Origin of the sequence: Solibacillus sp. FSL R5-0449 (assembly GCF_037975215.1) — a bacterium.
GTDB lineage: Bacteria > Bacillota > Bacilli > Bacillales_A > Planococcaceae > Solibacillus.
The window spans coordinates 2,139,750-2,155,098 of sequence record NZ_CP150239.1; the positions used below are offsets into that span (position 1 = coordinate 2,139,750).

General features: G+C 38.5%; 18 protein-coding genes. 3 read left to right on the forward strand and 15 right to left on the reverse strand.

Features of this window, described 5'->3' with window-relative positions; all coding sequences use genetic code 11:
- Window positions 1-69: 69 nt before the first annotated feature.
- The 12 genes from MKY27_RS10685 to MKY27_RS10740 all read right to left on the reverse strand — a co-directional run bounded on the left by MKY27_RS10685 (window position 70) and on the right by MKY27_RS10740 (window position 11,164).
- Complete coding sequence (locus tag MKY27_RS10685; RefSeq protein WP_339194992.1) at window positions 70-498, reverse strand: GatB/YqeY domain-containing protein; 429 nt, start codon at window positions 496-498, stop codon at window positions 70-72.
- An 83-nt stretch (window positions 499-581) separates the two neighbouring features.
- Window positions 582-1,808, reverse strand: coding sequence for a hypothetical protein (locus MKY27_RS10690; RefSeq protein WP_339194995.1), 1,227 nt, complete (start codon window positions 1,806-1,808; stop codon window positions 582-584).
- Window positions 1,801-2,298 (reverse strand): sigma-70 family RNA polymerase sigma factor, encoded by a 498-nt coding sequence (locus MKY27_RS10695; protein ID WP_339194998.1) that lies wholly within the window; start codon window positions 2,296-2,298, stop codon window positions 1,801-1,803. The genes MKY27_RS10690 and MKY27_RS10695 overlap by 8 nt, the downstream gene beginning before the upstream one ends.
- A gap of 102 nt (window positions 2,299-2,400) precedes the next feature.
- Window positions 2,401-3,054 (reverse strand): phosphate signaling complex protein PhoU, encoded by a 654-nt coding sequence (gene phoU, locus MKY27_RS10700; protein ID WP_339195002.1) that lies wholly within the window; start codon window positions 3,052-3,054, stop codon window positions 2,401-2,403.
- 22 nt (window positions 3,055-3,076) lie between these two features.
- Entirely contained in the window at window positions 3,077-3,820 is a 744-nt protein-coding gene (pstB, locus tag MKY27_RS10705; protein ID WP_339199710.1) for a phosphate ABC transporter ATP-binding protein PstB, read from the reverse strand.
- A gap of 84 nt (window positions 3,821-3,904) precedes the next feature.
- The gene (gene pstA / locus MKY27_RS10710) at window positions 3,905-4,783 is read right to left on the reverse strand and encodes a phosphate ABC transporter permease PstA (protein WP_339195003.1); all 879 of its coding nucleotides are present in this window, start codon (window positions 4,781-4,783) and stop codon (window positions 3,905-3,907) included.
- A 1-nt stretch (window position 4,784) separates the two neighbouring features.
- Window positions 4,785-5,729: a phosphate ABC transporter permease subunit PstC gene (gene pstC / locus MKY27_RS10715; RefSeq protein ID WP_339195004.1), complete on the reverse strand. Its 945-nt coding sequence runs from the start codon at window positions 5,727-5,729 to the stop codon at window positions 4,785-4,787.
- 106 nt (window positions 5,730-5,835) lie between these two features.
- Window positions 5,836-6,807, reverse strand: coding sequence for a PstS family phosphate ABC transporter substrate-binding protein (locus MKY27_RS10720; protein WP_339195007.1), 972 nt, complete (start codon window positions 6,805-6,807; stop codon window positions 5,836-5,838).
- 160 nt (window positions 6,808-6,967) lie between these two features.
- Window positions 6,968-7,381, reverse strand: coding sequence for a response regulator (locus MKY27_RS10725; protein WP_339195009.1), 414 nt, complete (start codon window positions 7,379-7,381; stop codon window positions 6,968-6,970).
- A gap of 53 nt (window positions 7,382-7,434) precedes the next feature.
- Window positions 7,435-9,645, reverse strand: a complete 2,211-nt coding sequence (locus tag MKY27_RS10730) for a penicillin-binding protein 2 (protein ID WP_339195012.1) — start codon at window positions 9,643-9,645, stop codon at window positions 7,435-7,437.
- A 190-nt stretch (window positions 9,646-9,835) separates the two neighbouring features.
- A complete protein-coding gene (locus MKY27_RS10735) occupies window positions 9,836-10,279 on the reverse strand; it encodes a universal stress protein (protein WP_339171951.1) in 444 nt (147 codons plus the stop codon).
- A gap of 126 nt (window positions 10,280-10,405) precedes the next feature.
- Window positions 10,406-11,164: an SDR family oxidoreductase gene (locus MKY27_RS10740; protein WP_339195014.1), complete on the reverse strand. Its 759-nt coding sequence runs from the start codon at window positions 11,162-11,164 to the stop codon at window positions 10,406-10,408.
- A gap of 150 nt (window positions 11,165-11,314) precedes the next feature.
- Between MKY27_RS10740 and MKY27_RS10745 the strand changes: the two genes are divergently transcribed.
- Complete coding sequence (locus MKY27_RS10745; protein WP_339195016.1) at window positions 11,315-11,887, forward strand: TetR-like C-terminal domain-containing protein; 573 nt, start codon at window positions 11,315-11,317, stop codon at window positions 11,885-11,887.
- Window positions 11,888-12,144: 257 nt separating this feature from the next.
- Here the strand turns inward: MKY27_RS10745 and MKY27_RS10750 are convergent, their stop codons facing one another.
- The 3 genes from MKY27_RS10750 to MKY27_RS10760 form a co-directional block, all read right to left on the reverse strand.
- Window positions 12,145-12,582 (reverse strand): DUF1801 domain-containing protein, encoded by a 438-nt coding sequence (locus MKY27_RS10750; protein WP_339195018.1) that lies wholly within the window; start codon window positions 12,580-12,582, stop codon window positions 12,145-12,147.
- 265 nt (window positions 12,583-12,847) lie between these two features.
- Window positions 12,848-13,453, reverse strand: coding sequence for a superoxide dismutase (locus tag MKY27_RS10755; RefSeq protein ID WP_079527822.1), 606 nt, complete (start codon window positions 13,451-13,453; stop codon window positions 12,848-12,850).
- A 237-nt stretch (window positions 13,454-13,690) separates the two neighbouring features.
- Entirely contained in the window at window positions 13,691-14,170 is a 480-nt protein-coding gene (locus MKY27_RS10760; RefSeq protein ID WP_339195022.1) for a DUF456 domain-containing protein, read from the reverse strand.
- 146 nt (window positions 14,171-14,316) lie between these two features.
- Between MKY27_RS10760 and MKY27_RS10765 the strand changes: the two genes are divergently transcribed.
- Window positions 14,317-14,823, forward strand: a complete 507-nt coding sequence (locus tag MKY27_RS10765; RefSeq protein WP_339195024.1) for a DUF1189 family protein — start codon at window positions 14,317-14,319, stop codon at window positions 14,821-14,823.
- Window positions 14,824-14,896: 73 nt separating this feature from the next.
- On the forward strand, window positions 14,897-15,232 hold the full coding sequence (locus tag MKY27_RS10770; protein WP_339195026.1) for a hypothetical protein: 336 nt from the start codon (window positions 14,897-14,899) through the stop codon (window positions 15,230-15,232).
- Window positions 15,233-15,349 lie beyond the last annotated feature (117 nt).

Consider the following 15,349-nt stretch of genomic DNA (forward strand, 5'->3'; position numbering starts at 1 on the left):
TAGAAATATAGCGAAAAGGACGTGACCGCCAAATAAATGCGGCACACCTCCTTTTCTAAGTCTTAAAATTTAGGAAATGAGCGTTTTAACAACTTTTGAAATGGTTGCGCCATCTGCTTTTCCATCTAATAATGGTTTCGCAATTTTCATTGCGTCTCCCATATTCATTCCTGAAGTAATACCAGCTGCCTTAAGCTCGGCTGAAATTTCTTCCTCTGTTAACTGTTTTGGTAAAAAGCTTTTCAAAATAACTAGTTTTGCTTCTTCCTTTTCAATTAAGTCTGAACGGTCCGCTTGCTTAGCACCTTCCAATGACTGGTTTGTCTGCTTAATTTCACGATTAATGACAGCAGTTTCTTCCTGTGGCGTCAATTCCGCGCCCTTTTCTTTTTCTGCAGCATCCAAAGCGGACTTCACTAAAGTTAACACTCCTTTAGCTAATACATCCTTGTTTTTCATCGCTTGCTTTAATTGGTCAAATACAATAGTTTTTAACATGCTGTCTACCCCTTTACATCTAAATAAGTACGCAACTTATTTGAATTACCTATATTGTACCATGTACCCCTTCATTTCATAAATTATTCATTAACAAATTGTTTAAATAAAGATAACATTTTTTTTGAAGTAGACTCCGTAAATGTTGCCAATTCTCTCTTACCAAACGGAAGAATATAAAGAAGACCTTTTTCGTTCTGCCAAACCGTATAGGATTCCCCTTTTTTATGAATAACGCAAATCGGCGGCTCCGTTATTTCGATCGCCTCTTCATTTATAAGTACAGCTTTCCCGTATATTTCGTTGAATTCTTCAAGAACTTGGTCGGTTAATTCTATTTCTTTTATTTCATCGGCACGTTCTTTAGGTAAAAGAATTTCCAGACCATAATGTAGACCTACACCAGCGAATTCAGTACCTATTCGATCTTTAGATATTACTGTTTCTTTTAAATTTACATAATCGCCTACTTGGACAGGATTGTGCGGATCATTTATAAACCATGCAGCAAATTTATCTACAAAAATACGTGGTGAAATCTGATTATATTCGTTAGTCGTCATATTCTTAACAAATAAAAACATATTATCCTCTACCGCAACTACTGTCCCAGAGTTACTTGAACTTTTATTAGATGAAATTATAATATCATGTTGCTCTTTAAACTGATCTAATTGTGTCTTATAATGTGTTTCCATATAGGAAAATCCCATGAAATTTCCATAGGAATTTGCAATTCCCGGTAGCATTTTCGAATAATCCTGAAACATCTTTTCTTCCAACTTTTTGCTATAGGCTACCGTTTCTATTAATAACGGGACAATATTTTCATCAAATGTTTCTTTTGGAATTTGATTAGATGCAGAAGCTGATGCTAACACACCTGTAAGATCGCTTTCTCTCCATTTTTGTTCAAGGCTATTTTTTGCCTGCTGACGATCCTCATCTGTAATTGTAATCCCTATACTCTTTGCATATTTCGGTATACCTATAATCTCCACCATTTGTAAGTAAGCATTAGCACGACTTGTCTCTGTACCGCCTTTATATTCCCTTTCTTCAAGTGCAGTGATAAATTCAAATAAATCTTCATTCGTAGGTTGGTCAGCCTGGCTAAGATCCATCATTTTCGGAATAACTATCTGCCAGGAAAAAATAAACAGAGTCACAATAACTGCAGGAACTAAATAATAGCCTATCTTCACCTTTTTGTTGCGAGGCTTTTTAAGTAATAGAGCATTTTTTACAGCAGTTTCACTTTCCGATAGATCCCCTGCAACATCAATTAATGCTTTTTTGAACTCATTCATGACGAAGCACCTCCCATTCTCCTTCCAGTACTGGCCTTAATTGTTCGCGTCCCCGCCTTAACCGGGTCTTTACGGTATTTTCGTTAATCTGCAATATGGCCGCCACTTGCAGGACACTCATTTCTTCGTAGTAATACAATATTATTGGTTCCCGGTATTTCAATGGCAGCTTTAAAATAGCTGCCCCGATACTGGATCGTTCTTCTTGCTGGATGACATGATCATGGTCCGTCGCTTTCATCCACCATTTCGTTTCAAATTGTATTTTTTTATAAGCCCAGCTCTTTAAGTAATCTTTACTTTTATTAACCGTCATTTTTGTTAAATATGCTCTTAATTGACCGCTTTCCGAGTAGTCGGTCTGCATAAACTTTATGTAAACATCTTGTACAATGTCCTCGGCAGCATGGCGATTTTTGGTGTAAAAGTATGCGATGCGCAATAAATGATTACTGTATTCATCAATAATCTGCCCGATATCCTCATTCATATTACGCCGCCCCCCTTTCCTACATTGTAAACGATTGCCAATGGACTGACGTTTCAATAAAACAAAAAAGTATAAGAAGTTTCCTCCCTATACTTTAATCATTTAATTATTCAGTTCATAATGCTTTCCTTTTACAAGATAGAACAAATGCTCGGCAATATTTGTTGCGTGGTCCGCCGCGCGTTCGATACAGCGGCAAACGTAGGATAGACTTGTCACTTGTGCAACATGCTCGTTGGAAACCGAGAGTTTCATTAAGTTACTGAGCGTATTGCCTGTTAATTCGTCGACCTCATCATCCAGGTTTGCAATTTCTTTTGCCTTTGTCGTATTTTCCTCTATAAAGGCGTCGACAATTTGGCGCAGCATTAAGATTGTTTTATGGAACATTTCCTCAATCGGCTCCACACTCGTAACAAAGGGCTCTTTTCCGATTCGAATCGATTCCTTTGCGATATTGACCGCATGATCCCCGATTCGCTCCATATCCGAGGCCGCTTTAATGACAACGATCAATCGACGCAAATCAGTCGCAACAGGCTGCTGTTTTGCAATCAGTAAAATTACGCGGTCATTGATGATTTCTTCCAACCGGTTAATCTTCGGATCGGTATCAATGACTTGCAATGCTAAATCGATATCCTTTTTCAAAAAAGCTTTGAAAGACTCCTGTAAAGAATGAATACTCAAATCACAAAGTTCCATTAAATCTTGTTGTACGGCCATTAAATCATGTTCAAAACGTTCACGAATCATCGGTATCATTCTCCTTTTCCCATTATCCAAAACGACCGGAAATATAGTCTTCGGTGCGCTGATCTGATGGAGTCGAGAAAATAATATCCGTCTTATCAAACTCTACTACTTCCCCATTCAGGAAGAAGGCTGTTTTGTCGGAAATTCGAGCCGCCTGCTGCATATTATGTGTCACGATGACGATTGAATACTGTTCTTTCATCTGCTGTACAAGCTCTTCAACCTTTAATGTTGAAATCGGATCGAGCGCTGATGTCGGCTCATCCATTAAAATGACATCCGGTTCGATAGCCAGGCAGCGAGCGATACAAATACGTTGCTGTTGACCACCCGATAATCCATAGGCATTTTGGTTTAAACGGTCTTTCACTTCATCCCAGATTGCTGCACCACGCAGTGACTTTTCTACAATTTCATCGAGGATTTTCTTATTTTTTATTCCGTGAATACGTGGTCCGTATGCGATATTGTCATAAATCGACTTTGGAAACGGGTTCGGTTTTTGGAACACCATCCCTACTTTTGTGCGAAGCTCCTCCACTTCATAGCCGTTCGAAAATATATTGCGGCCGCGGTAATTGATCTGTCCTGATGTACGTACAATCGGTACAAGCTCCACCATGCGATTCAATGCTTTTATATAAGTTGATTTCCCGCAGCCAGAAGGACCGATAATTGCAGTTACCTCGTTCTCTTTCATTTCCAGATTGATATCTTTTAAAGCATGGTGATCCCCATACCATAAATTAAAGTTATGAGACTGCATGATATTCGTTTGATTTGTTTCGATGCCCCTTGCAGATGGACGCACTTCATGTTTCGTTAATAGTTGTACCATTCCATTTACCTCCTAATATCGTTTTTGGAATTTATTTCGGATAAAGATTGCAATGGAATTCATCGTCAGTAGGAAAACCATTAATACGATGATTCCTGCAGATGCCACATGCTGGAATGCTTCTTGTGGACGTTTTGCCCAGTCGAAAATCTGCATCGGCAATGCGGTAAATGTATCGAGGTAACCTGTTGGTAAAAATTGCAATATTACCGGAATACCAATTACAACTAATGGCGCTGTTTCACCAATTGCTCGGGATAACGCCAAAATACTCCCTGTCAATATTCCTGGAATCGCAGCCGGCAGCACGACACGGACAATCGTTTGCCATTTCGTCGCACCCATTCCGTATGAAGCCTCACGCTGTTCATTAGGTACCGCGCGGATCGCTTCTTGTGCCGCCACAATAATAACCGGCAATATAAGTAAACTCATCGTTAAACCTGCCGCCAAAATACTTTTATCGAAGCCGAACAACCGGACGAAAATTGTTAGTCCCAGCAAACCGAAAACAATCGAAGGTACTCCTGCCAGGTTAGAAATATTGATACGGATAAAGTCGTTCAATTTATTTTGTTTTGCGTATTCTTCCAAATATAGTGCTGTACTTACCCCTAAAATAATCGAGACAGGTGCAACTACGCTCATCAGCCATAAAGATCCAACCAATGCGGCTTTAATCCCTGCATTTTCAGGAATACGCGACGCAAAGTTTGTAATGAAACTGATATCTAAAAAACCAAGTCCCTGCGTCAAAATTCGATAAAGTAGCATGCCTAATGAAACAAGCGCAAAACTTGTAGCAACAATAAAAATGAATTTCCATAATTTATTTGAGATTAGGCGTTTATTCATTCGCTTCATTACTAATTCTTCTTGAATATAGCGCATATTAATACTCCTCTCGGAAGCGTTTTGAAATATAGGTTGCGAGTAAGTTCATCGCTAACGTGAAAATAAACAATGTGAATCCGACAGCATAAATGGAATAGTAAATTGTTGTACCATACCCCGCATCTCCTGTTGTCACTTGCACAATATAGGCAGTCATCGTTTGAATCGAATCGGTAAATCCGAAGTCGAATTTTGGTGTAGAGCCTCCTGCCAAGGAAACTATCATCGTCTCACCTATTGCCCGGGAAATACCTAATACGACAGATGCGACAATTCCTGATAAAGCAGCTGGCAGAACAACTTTAACGGCCACTTCGAATTTTGTTGCACCCAATCCTAACGCTCCTTCACGAATCGACCTCGGAACCGAGCTCATTGCATCTTCGGACATGGACGTGATCATGGGGATTATCATGACACCCACAACGATTCCTGGGCTGATCGCGTTGAAAATTTTTAAATCGGGAATAACCGTCTGTAATATCGGAGTAATGAATGACAAGGCAAAGAATCCGTATATAATCGTCGGTACACCTGCAAGCACTTCTAAAATCGGCTTAATGATTTTTCGTACACGTTCTGACGCATATTCACTGAGATAAATGGCCGCACCTAAACCGAATGGCACGGCTACAATAATCGCAATCAGCGTTATTTTAAATGTCCCGAATACTAATGGTAATATTCCATACAACGGCTCCTTACTAGAGAATGGCAGCCATTCTGTACCAAATAAATAATCTGTAATCGACACGCGCGTAAAAAATTCAAATGTCTCGAATATCAGTGTAAATACGATCCCAAACGTCGTAAGTACCGAAATCGTCGCTGCTAGAAATAACCCGAACGGCACGATTTTTTCGATTACCTTCTTTCCATTGCGATTGCGCGAACGCTCGATTAGTTGTTGGACATTTACCTGCTCCTGTTGTTTAAGAGCCATTTGCGAAAACTCCTTCCAGTATCATCTATAAAAAACAATCAAAATTTTTCACATTAAAAAATGTGCGGGGGGCATGAGAGCCACCCCACACTATTAAACATCGAAATTATTTCAGTGCTTCCAACTCTTTTAAAGCTTCTTCATACTTTTCATCCGGCAAGCTAACATATCCTACGACTTCTGCCATCTCCCCTGCGTTTTCAAGTGTAAATTTCATGAAGTCATATGTTGCTTCATTATCTTTAACTGCACTATTATTTACATAAACGAATAGTGGACGGGACAATGGAGAATATTCCCCTGATTCAATTGTTTCGTTAGTTGGTTCCACTCCATCAACAGTTACAACTTGTAATTTATCTTTGTTTTCAAGGTAATACGCGTAGCCGAAATAGCCGATTGCATTTTTGTCAGCTGTTACCCCTTGTACTAACACGTTGTCATCTTCAGATAATGTTGCCGATTTGACGATGTCTTCACCATCTAAAATAATTTCATCGAAGTAGTCATACGTTCCTGAGTCAGAACCTGGTGAATAAAACACGATTTCTTCTTCCGGCCATGATGGATCGATATCAGACCATTTTTTGGTAGTTCCGTCTTCAATCCAAATCTGTTTTAACTGATCCACTGTTAAATCTTTTGCCCAAGTATTTTCAGGGTGTACTACTACCGATAAACCATCATAAGCAAGTTCAAATTCTGTATATTCTACTCCTGCATTTTTCAGCTCTTCCACTTCAGTATCTTTGATTGGACGAGAAGCGTTTGAGAAATCTGTTTCACCATTGATGAATTTTTCGAAACCGCCGCCTGTACCAGATACACCAACTGCTACGCGTACATCTTTTTGTACCCCCGCATATTCTTCAACTAATGCTTCTGTAATTGGAGCAACTGTTGACGAACCATCGCCTACTACATTACCTGTTAACTGTGCGCTGCCAGCTTCGGCTTGTTCTGTATTTGTTTGTGCAGATGTAGCTGTTTCATCATTGTTTTCTTCTCCGCCACATGCTCCTAAAAGAATTGCCGAACCTAGTAAAGCTGTTGATGTTAAGTACTGCCACTTTTTCATTTGTAATTCCTCCGCTTGTTTAATAGATGTTTTTTCTTACAATTCCAACTATAGTGACAATTTATTAAGCATATATAATGCAGCCGTTAATTGAATGTAAAGCTTTGTAAATAAAAAAGACAATTTACAGGAACCCCCTGCAAATTGTCTCATTTTCTTCTTATTGAATCTTTTTTACACTTTTTATGTTAATAAGTTTAATAGAATGTTCTGTAAATGTCGGCTTTTCCTTTTTTGTCTTTACTTTATGTACATAAAGTAAAATCGTTTTTGCATCTTTCGGATGGGCATAGCCTTCAAATGTCGCATTATATAACACCGTACCATCCCGTAAAGTAACCGTCGCTTTTTTTGCATCGACCAGTTCCCGTAAAAAAGGAAACGCTTTAACATTCCGTTCGCGTTCAGCACGGACTAAGCGTGGTTCCAGTATGAGCAGGAGTCCTTCAAACATAATGATATATATAACCGACATTAAAATGATGAGCCATACCGGCATGTCCATAAAAGCTAAAATTGCCGCATTACTTAAAGCACCGATTATGACGACAATATGTAAGATTTTCTTTCGCATCAAATGTTCTCCTTAAAAAAAATCCCGTAGCCAGAAACTACGGGATCATTATTTTATTCATTTACTGTTTCGACTTCTTCGTCCTCATCCAGTTTTTCATCAGAATGCTTAATGATCGGTTTTTCTACTTTACTTGTAGATAAGCCTTCTTCTGCATATTTGTTTTTCAGCTCAAAATACGAATCTACTAATTCACGGGCCGTCAAGTTCGCCTGTGGTAAATAGTTATTGTTAAAGATTGTCGTAGCCCATGGATAAATGACTGCATAGGCAATCTCCGGGTCATCATATGGAGCAAAACCTACATGGACAATGTTGATTGTGTTTGTTTTCCACTTATCACGCTGTGGTCCATAGTAAACTACCTCGGCTGTACCTGTTTTACCAGCTCCGGTATAATCTGCTGTTTCAAATTGACGTTTTGCAGAACCATTTGCACCGAAGTATACGCGGCGCAGACCTTCTTTAACATGATCGATTTCCTGTTGGCTGTTTTCGATTTTGTTTAAAATTTTAGGTGTTACTTCTTCCACAACTTGCCCTAAATATTCTCCATCTTTAGAAGGGTTGCGAATTTCCTTTAGCATTCTCGGTTGGATACGGTATCCTCCGTTCGCAATTGTTGAAATATATTGTGCCAATTGCATCGTTGTATACGTATCAAACTGTCCGATTGCCAAGTTTAGTAGTTTTACATCGGTATCCGGGTCAGCCTGATAACCGGTAGATTCACCAGGAAGGTCGACACCAGTTGGTACACCTAGTCCGAACTGTGCGTATTCATTTCGCATTGTCTGCAATGTACCTGACTTTAAACTAAATCGCATACCAGGTGAATACGTACGACCACCGATACCCATCGCAATTTTGAACATATAGACGTTGGATGAACGTTCTAATGCCGTCAAATCATTCAGCATGACACTACCTGTCTTGTTGAATAATGTATTTAATGTAATATTCCCGATTCGCATCGGTGAATCGAGCATGACCGTTCCGGGCTTAATAACGCCTTCATTGTATCCCATTAAAACAGTTGCTGCTTTTACCGTTGACCCTGCTTCATAGGCTGACGTAAACGTACCGTATGAATAGTCAACAATATAAGGTTTGCCCGTGTCTTTATCTTTTTCTATTTTTTTACCGACTACCGATAAAAGTTCGCCGGTTTTGGGATTCATCGCAACTAAAAAGCCACGGTCCAGTAATTGGGAACCACTTTTCGCTTTCAGTTCCAATAAGTACTTTTCCAAAATTTCATCGGCTTTTTGCTGTAGTTCCACATCGATTGTTGTTACTAAATCTTTGCCGGGCTCCCCTGCAAAAGTCGTCATCGTTTCAACGACTTGACCTTTTTTATTCGTAATATTTTTAACGACCGATTTTTCACCCTGCAAAATTTCCTCGTACTGTGCTTCAAAATAACTTTCTCCAACACGGTCATTACGAGAATAATCACGTGCTAAATAATAGTCCAGTTTTGACTTTGGTACACCTTTGCTTGGTACCGTTGTACGACCTAAAATCGCCAATGGAGACAAGCGCACCCGCTTCCAATCTGTTGTCGTATTTACGCCAGGCAGGTCTGCCAATTGTTCTGAAACTCGGGCAAACTCTTCTGTTGAAACATTTTCACCTTTAATAATTTGCGGCGATAAACTATAGCCTGTCATCATTTCGCGGTAAATTGCCAGAACTTCCAAATCAAAATCGGAAAGCTGTTCCAGTTCTTCATCTGTAATACGATCACGGATTCGTCGATCATACTCTTTATTGATTTCTTTCGTTTCTAACTCTTCATTTTCAAGTTGGAATTTCGTCATTTCCTTTTGTGTAACTTTTTCTTTTGCTTTTTCCGGATTCCGTAAAATCCAGAAATCCAGTTTATCCCGTTGCGTTACTTTTTCTGTCGGCTGCTCAATGAGATGTGCAAGTTTTTCTGCAATTTCAAGCATTTCAGCAGATTTTGTTGTTTGCATTTTTGTATAAGTAATCGCATTTTCAGGCTGATTATCCACTAAAATACGACCATAGCGGTCAAAAATACGGCCACGGGGTACACTTGTATTCACCCGTACTTCTTCTGTACGCTCCAATTCGCGCACATAATCTTCGCCTTTTACAATTTGTATATATCCTAGACGAAAAATTAGTAATGAGAACAAAACAAATATTGAAAAGAAAAGGACATTCATCCGAAAAGTTAAACTTGCCCGTTGCTTTGCCTTCGGATTTTGCTGACGATTTTGCGTAATTTTGCGCAAAGAACACTTCCCCTTCCTTACTTTATGTAGCGAGTACATGAATGTATAGTCATAGCTTTTAGTATAACACTGAAAACTCTATGAAAAAAGAGTCCAGATTTTAATTATTCATCTTTTAGACGGCTGTGCTTTTATAAAGTTTCATAAAAAAGAAGCTTCACGAAAATTTCTGTGGAGCTTCGACATTTTATTAATTATTTCTTACAACTAGGACGTCACAGCGGGCATTTCTTAAAATCCCTTCTGATACGGATCCTAGGAAAAAACGGGCTAACTCTCCTTTTCTTTTTACACCGCAAATTATTAAATCCACTTCTTCCTGCTGAGGGATATCTCGTGCGATAACGTGTTTGGGTGTTCCGTATTCAATAATTTTTTTGATATTTGTTAACCCGGACTGCTGCGCTTTTTTCTCTAAAGAATCTAATAGATCCTTTTTATTATTCGTAAATTTTTCCATCATCTCAAAGTTATAGCTTTCTGAAAATGCAAAGGAACGAGTATCAATTACATGAACAATATACAGCCTACTTCCGACATTATTCAGTGCCACTTGCACAGCTCTTCTAAAAGCAACCAGCGACTCATTTGTTTCATCAACGGCAACTAGTATATTTTTGTACGTCATGCTCATTTATTCCTCACCTCTTTATACTTTATTCATAAGCAGCTTCGTTTAGGTGTACTTACGACTAGATGGAGGAGAATAAAATATGCAAAAAAGGCTCTGCAACCGAAGTTACAAAGCCTTTAAATATACTTAATAAGCTGTCCAACCAGCATCCGCTGTAATAATTTGACCGTTGATGAAACTTGAGTCTTCCGAACCTAAAAATACAGCCAGTTTCGCGATTTCCTCCGGGTTTCCAACACGTGGAATCAGTCCCGAACCTTTTTGCTGTTGGCCGGCACCGTATTGGCTAATATTTTGCATCGACTGTTGAATATTTGTCATAACAGCTCCTGGTGCAATCCCGTTTACGCGAATACCAGATTGAGAGAACATGAATGCAGTATTTTTTGTTAAACCGACAACAGCATGTTTCGAAGCGGTATATGCGGCACCTGCACGACCACCGTTTAAACCGCCAGCTGAAATATTATTTACAATAACTCCATGACCTTGTTTTAAGAACATATCTGTTGCGATACGCATGGACTTCATAACTGAGGTAGTATTAACAGCGAAAATCATATCCCAGCGTGCATCTGTAATTTCATTGACAGGCTCGAATCCATCCATAATCCCGGCATTGTTCACTAAAATATCTAGCTGTCCGTAGTTTTCAATTGTGGCATCAAATAATCTTTGCAAGTCTTCATCTTTTGTAACATTCGTTGCAATTGCAAATGCTGTACCACCGTTTGCAGTAATTTCACCTGCAACAGCTTTTGCGCCCTCTTCATTTAAATCCGAAACAACTACTTTTGCTCCTTCTTTTGCATAAGCTTCCGCGATAGCTTTTCCCATACCAGAAGCGGCACCTGTTACGATTGCTACTTTATCCTGTAATTTCATTCTAAATCTCTCCTTTTGTATTGAAGTTATTGTACATCTGTTCAATAAAAATTATAATTGAGAGCAAATTATTGTACAAACAACAGCTATTTGGAATTCTGTACAATATCCAACACTTTTTAATATTCTGTTCATTAAAGGAGAAAATTTATGGACTTACGTGTAAAGAAGACACATGACAGCCTGCAAAGAGCGCTTCTTGTCTTATTGAATGAGAAATCTTTGGAGAATATTACGATAGCAGAAATTTGCCGCATTGCAGAAATTAACAGGGGTACATTTTATTTGCATTATAAAAATGTCCACGGAGTATTTGAACGCTATTTCAATGACATCGTGAAAGATTTAAAGTTTTCGTACGATTTTCCATACGATGTGACGAAAGATAATTTATCCATGCTAACACCTGAAATGATTCAAATTTTTCACCATGTCAAAAAGCATGAAGCCTTTTACAGGATTGTTTTTGATGAAAAAACACCGATGCTTTATTATCACAAATTATTAGAGACGATTCGTTCCTTTATATTGGAGTCGCATTTAGAAGAAACCGAACATATATCCGATCAACAGCTTGAATATTTGGCAAGCTATACAGGAAACTCGATTATGGGCATTCTTATTCAGTGGCATAAGGAAGATTATGTACTTGCACCCGAGACATTAAACAAATATATTTATGATTTTTATCGCTTGAATGAAACTTTGAAAAAGAAGATTTAATTTATGACATAATGGGTGGTTATTACCCAAAAAGCTATTTTTCCCTTAGGGAAAAATAGCTTTTTTTGCTGAGCGTTAAAAATTGATTTCCATTCCGGGACGCTTTCCGCGGGCGTGGCCTGAGCCTGTAGTCTCAGGCGTCACGCTATTCCCGCAGGAGTCGCCCTCCATTCCAATCAATTTTACAAAATACCCGTTTCTAAAAAGAGTTTTATTCTTATCCATTGGTATTTTTGTATGTGATATAACCTCTTATTTTATCTCTGTATTTCACTTTCATAGGTGGCAATCCACTGATCTACCGTCATTTTTTTGCTCAATTCACCTATCAGATCATAAGGGATATGTTTTGTCGAGGTCCAGCGAATACAGCTTTTTCCCATATTCAGCTTTGTCGGCACCGCTTCGGCATAGGCTTCCTGAAACCACTTCAGAAGTTCCGGATCACTGTAAATCCCCATATGATATAGCCCAATATGGCGCTTTTGTGGAGCAAGTGCTAAAAACGGTAATGGTGTATTCGGTGTGACATGATACCCTTTCAGATAAGTTGTTAATGGGACATTATATACGATCATATTCCGGTCTATTGACTTTTCAAATCCAGGCGGCAAGTTTTCATCAATCGTCTCCATTAATTTAATATAGGCCCCGTGCCACTTATCATCAATCTGTGCGACAAATTCATCAATCATCTACTGCACCCCAATTCTGTTTATTATTTTGAGCGTAGCAGATAACTGGAAAAAAATACATAAAAAAACGCATGGAAGTAATGAAACTTCTCATGCGTTTTACGATTAAAGTATTTTATACCTGCCGCGTTGCTTTCGGTACAGTTTAGCTTTAATTATTTTGCAGCTTGGAATTTAGCTTCTACTACGTCCCAGAAGTGCTCCTGCCGCTTCGCTTTCGTCGCAAACTGGTATCCGTTTAGAATATAGTTAATTCTTCGCGCTATTATTTTGCAGCTTGAAACTTAGCTTCTACTACGTCCCAGTTCACTACGTTCCAGAATGCACCGATGTAGTCTGGACGGCGGTTTTGGTAGTTTAAGTAGTAAGCGTGTTCCCAAACGTCTAAGCCAAGGATTGGTGTTTTACCTTCCATTACTGGAGAGTCTTGGTTTGGAGTTGAAGTAACAGCTACACCGTCACCATCAACGATTAACCATGCCCAACCTGAACCGAAACGAGTTGTAGCAGCTTTTGCGAATTCTTCTTTGAATGCGTCAAATGAACCGAATTTCGCATCGATTGCAGCAGCTACTTCACCTACTGGAGTGTTAGAACCGCCTGGAGCGATTAATTCCCAGAATAATGTGTGGTTAGCATGTCCGCCACCGTTGTTGCGTACAGCAGTTTGTTTGTCAGCTGGTAATGCATCGATGTTAGAGATTAACTCGTTGATGTCTTTGTCAGCGTATTCAGTACCTTCTACTGCTGCGTTTAAGTTTGTTACGTAAGTATTGTGGTGTTTAGTGTGGTGAATTTCCATTGTTTTTGCATCGATATGTGGTTCCAATGCGTCGTAAGCGTAAGTTAATTCTGGTAATTTGAATGCCATGATAATATTCCTCCCTGGAACAAGTAATTAATGTTGATTACAGTACTAGGTTATCAAAAAATGATTCCTCATTCAATGAAAAAAACCGTAATATTTGCATTTCAGTCTTTTGACGGAAAGGCTTCGGATTACTTGTCTTACCTGTTGTATGTAATCTTTCCATTACTAGTGTAAGCGATAATGATTTGATTTTACAAATATTTGCTCTTCAATAATTTCCTAGCACTTAATTTTAAACTAGATAGCCATAAAAAATATGATAATCATTACTGCTTGAATAATCCCTTTAGTGACGACCGATGTTAAAAATCCTACAACTGAACCAACACCGACTTTAATTGCCTGCTTCAAATTACTTCGCGTCACAATTAATTCACCTATAATTGCACCGATAAACGGACCCGCAATAATACCTGCAAACGGTATAACAAATGGTCCAATCAATAAACCAATCGTGCTTCCCCACATCCCGGCTTTTGATCCGCCGAATTTTTTTACTCCGATTATATTCGAGATTGTATCTGCCACAAATAACAGCGCAACAAATAATAGCTCAATTACCCAGAACCACCATGGCAAATCGGTAAAACTATAAAATAGCCCATAAACGATAAACCCGCCGAGCAAAAATAAGACGGATGGGATAATTGGATATACTAAGCCGATAAACGCAATAATAAAAAGTGCGATAATAAGTATCCATGCAATAATATCCATTCATTTCACATCCTTTCTAATCTTCTTCCTATAATGTTTTCACAAATTATACGTAATGTACGAGGAAAAGATTCAATTTAATTTTCCGAGTTCAATTCGAATTTTTTTCATGTTACACTACTTTTGTAAAGGAGCATTCGAATATTATGAAAATTTCACATATGCAGTTATTCATACATAGTTTAACCAGTCCCAAAAAGCTGGGGGCATACCGGATTCTATCCATCGGTAAAGTGATGCAGTATGCCTTTTTAATGATTACCCTCATTACTGCTTTTTCATTCAGCCAATTTATTAATGCCGGAACAGCCGAAATTTTCGGCTATTCGGAGATTGAACAGTATGCACAAAATATACAGTGGATTGTTTATCCGATCGCCATTGTTTTTTTATTCGTACTGAATACATCCATCTATTTTATTAAAGTAAGTTTATATGCGCTTGCAGGTCTGTTTTTCATTAAACCGATGAAACGACGCGGCGAATACAGACAAATATGGCGTACAGCTGTTTTTGCAAGCACGTGGGGAACATTATTGATGATTTTCGGAAATCTGTTTATAATCTCACAAACTGTTATAACCCTTATCAGTATTTTTATCACAATGTTCTTTATAATTATTGCCTTAACAAAATATCCCGTACAAAAATAATAAATTCTCCTTCTGAATCATATAGTTTAACAATCTATTAACGAGTTAAATTGTAGAGAGAAGGAGGATTTTTTTGCGCTTTTTAATAGCTTCCATCGTTCTTTTGTTGTTTGCATTTGTCATTAAAGTTGATTTACAGGAAGGTACGCTCCCATTAGCATCCTTTTATACTGATCCGCAATCATGTCAGGAAGGTGAACAAGGAAACTATGTTGTCGTAAAAATCCAGCCGGACGATACCATTTACAATCTATTTTCAGCAACTCCCTCACCTATTAAAACCACATTCCCAGAAAGACTTGCACAATTTTACCAACTTAATCCGCATTTAAATTTACAGCCGCTTGTACCAGGAGACACTGTTCTCATCCCAATCATCTCGAACGCGAAGGAAAACTGTCTAAATTGATTTCATAATGTTTCTTCCTTGTTCTTCTTTAAATACACTGATAAAATAAGGAACAGTGACGGCTTACATATCGTTATATCTTTTAGGAGATATAACACATCAAAAGCCTGAAAAGGA

Bases quoted from the DNA above. Each gene is read 5' to 3' on its own strand.
- MKY27_RS10690 (WP_339194995.1), bottom strand. From the start codon at position 1,808: ATGAATGAGTTCAAAAAAGCATTAATTGATGTTGCAGGGGATCTATCG.
- MKY27_RS10745 (WP_339195016.1), top strand. From the start codon at position 11,315: ATGGACTTACGTGTAAAGAAGACACATGACAGCCTGCAAAGAGCGCTT.
- MKY27_RS10740 (WP_339195014.1), bottom strand. From the start codon at position 11,164: ATGAAATTACAGGATAAAGTAGCAATCGTAACAGGTGCCGCTTCTGGT.
- phoU (WP_339195002.1), bottom strand. From the start codon at position 3,054: ATGATTCGTGAACGTTTTGAACATGATTTAATGGCCGTACAACAAGAT.
- pstC (WP_339195004.1), bottom strand. From the start codon at position 5,729: ATGGCTCTTAAACAACAGGAGCAGGTAAATGTCCAACAACTAATCGAG.
- MKY27_RS10720 (WP_339195007.1), bottom strand. From the start codon at position 6,807: ATGAAAAAGTGGCAGTACTTAACATCAACAGCTTTACTAGGTTCGGCA.
- MKY27_RS10735 (WP_339171951.1), bottom strand. From the start codon at position 10,279: ATGAGCATGACGTACAAAAATATACTAGTTGCCGTTGATGAAACAAAT.
- MKY27_RS10695 (WP_339194998.1), bottom strand. From the start codon at position 2,298: ATGAATGAGGATATCGGGCAGATTATTGATGAATACAGTAATCATTTA.
- MKY27_RS10760 (WP_339195022.1), bottom strand. From the start codon at position 14,170: ATGGATATTATTGCATGGATACTTATTATCGCACTTTTTATTATTGCG.
- pstB (WP_339199710.1), bottom strand. From the start codon at position 3,820: ATGCAGTCTCATAACTTTAATTTATGGTATGGGGATCACCATGCTTTA.
- MKY27_RS10765 (WP_339195024.1), top strand. From the start codon at position 14,317: ATGAAAATTTCACATATGCAGTTATTCATACATAGTTTAACCAGTCCC.
- pstA (WP_339195003.1), bottom strand. From the start codon at position 4,783: ATGCGCTATATTCAAGAAGAATTAGTAATGAAGCGAATGAATAAACGC.
- MKY27_RS10750 (WP_339195018.1), bottom strand. From the start codon at position 12,582: ATGATTGATGAATTTGTCGCACAGATTGATGATAAGTGGCACGGGGCC.
- MKY27_RS10725 (WP_339195009.1), bottom strand. From the start codon at position 7,381: ATGCGAAAGAAAATCTTACATATTGTCGTCATAATCGGTGCTTTAAGT.
- MKY27_RS10755 (WP_079527822.1), bottom strand. From the start codon at position 13,453: ATGGCATTCAAATTACCAGAATTAACTTACGCTTACGACGCATTGGAA.
- MKY27_RS10685 (WP_339194992.1), bottom strand. From the start codon at position 498: ATGTTAAAAACTATTGTATTTGACCAATTAAAGCAAGCGATGAAAAAC.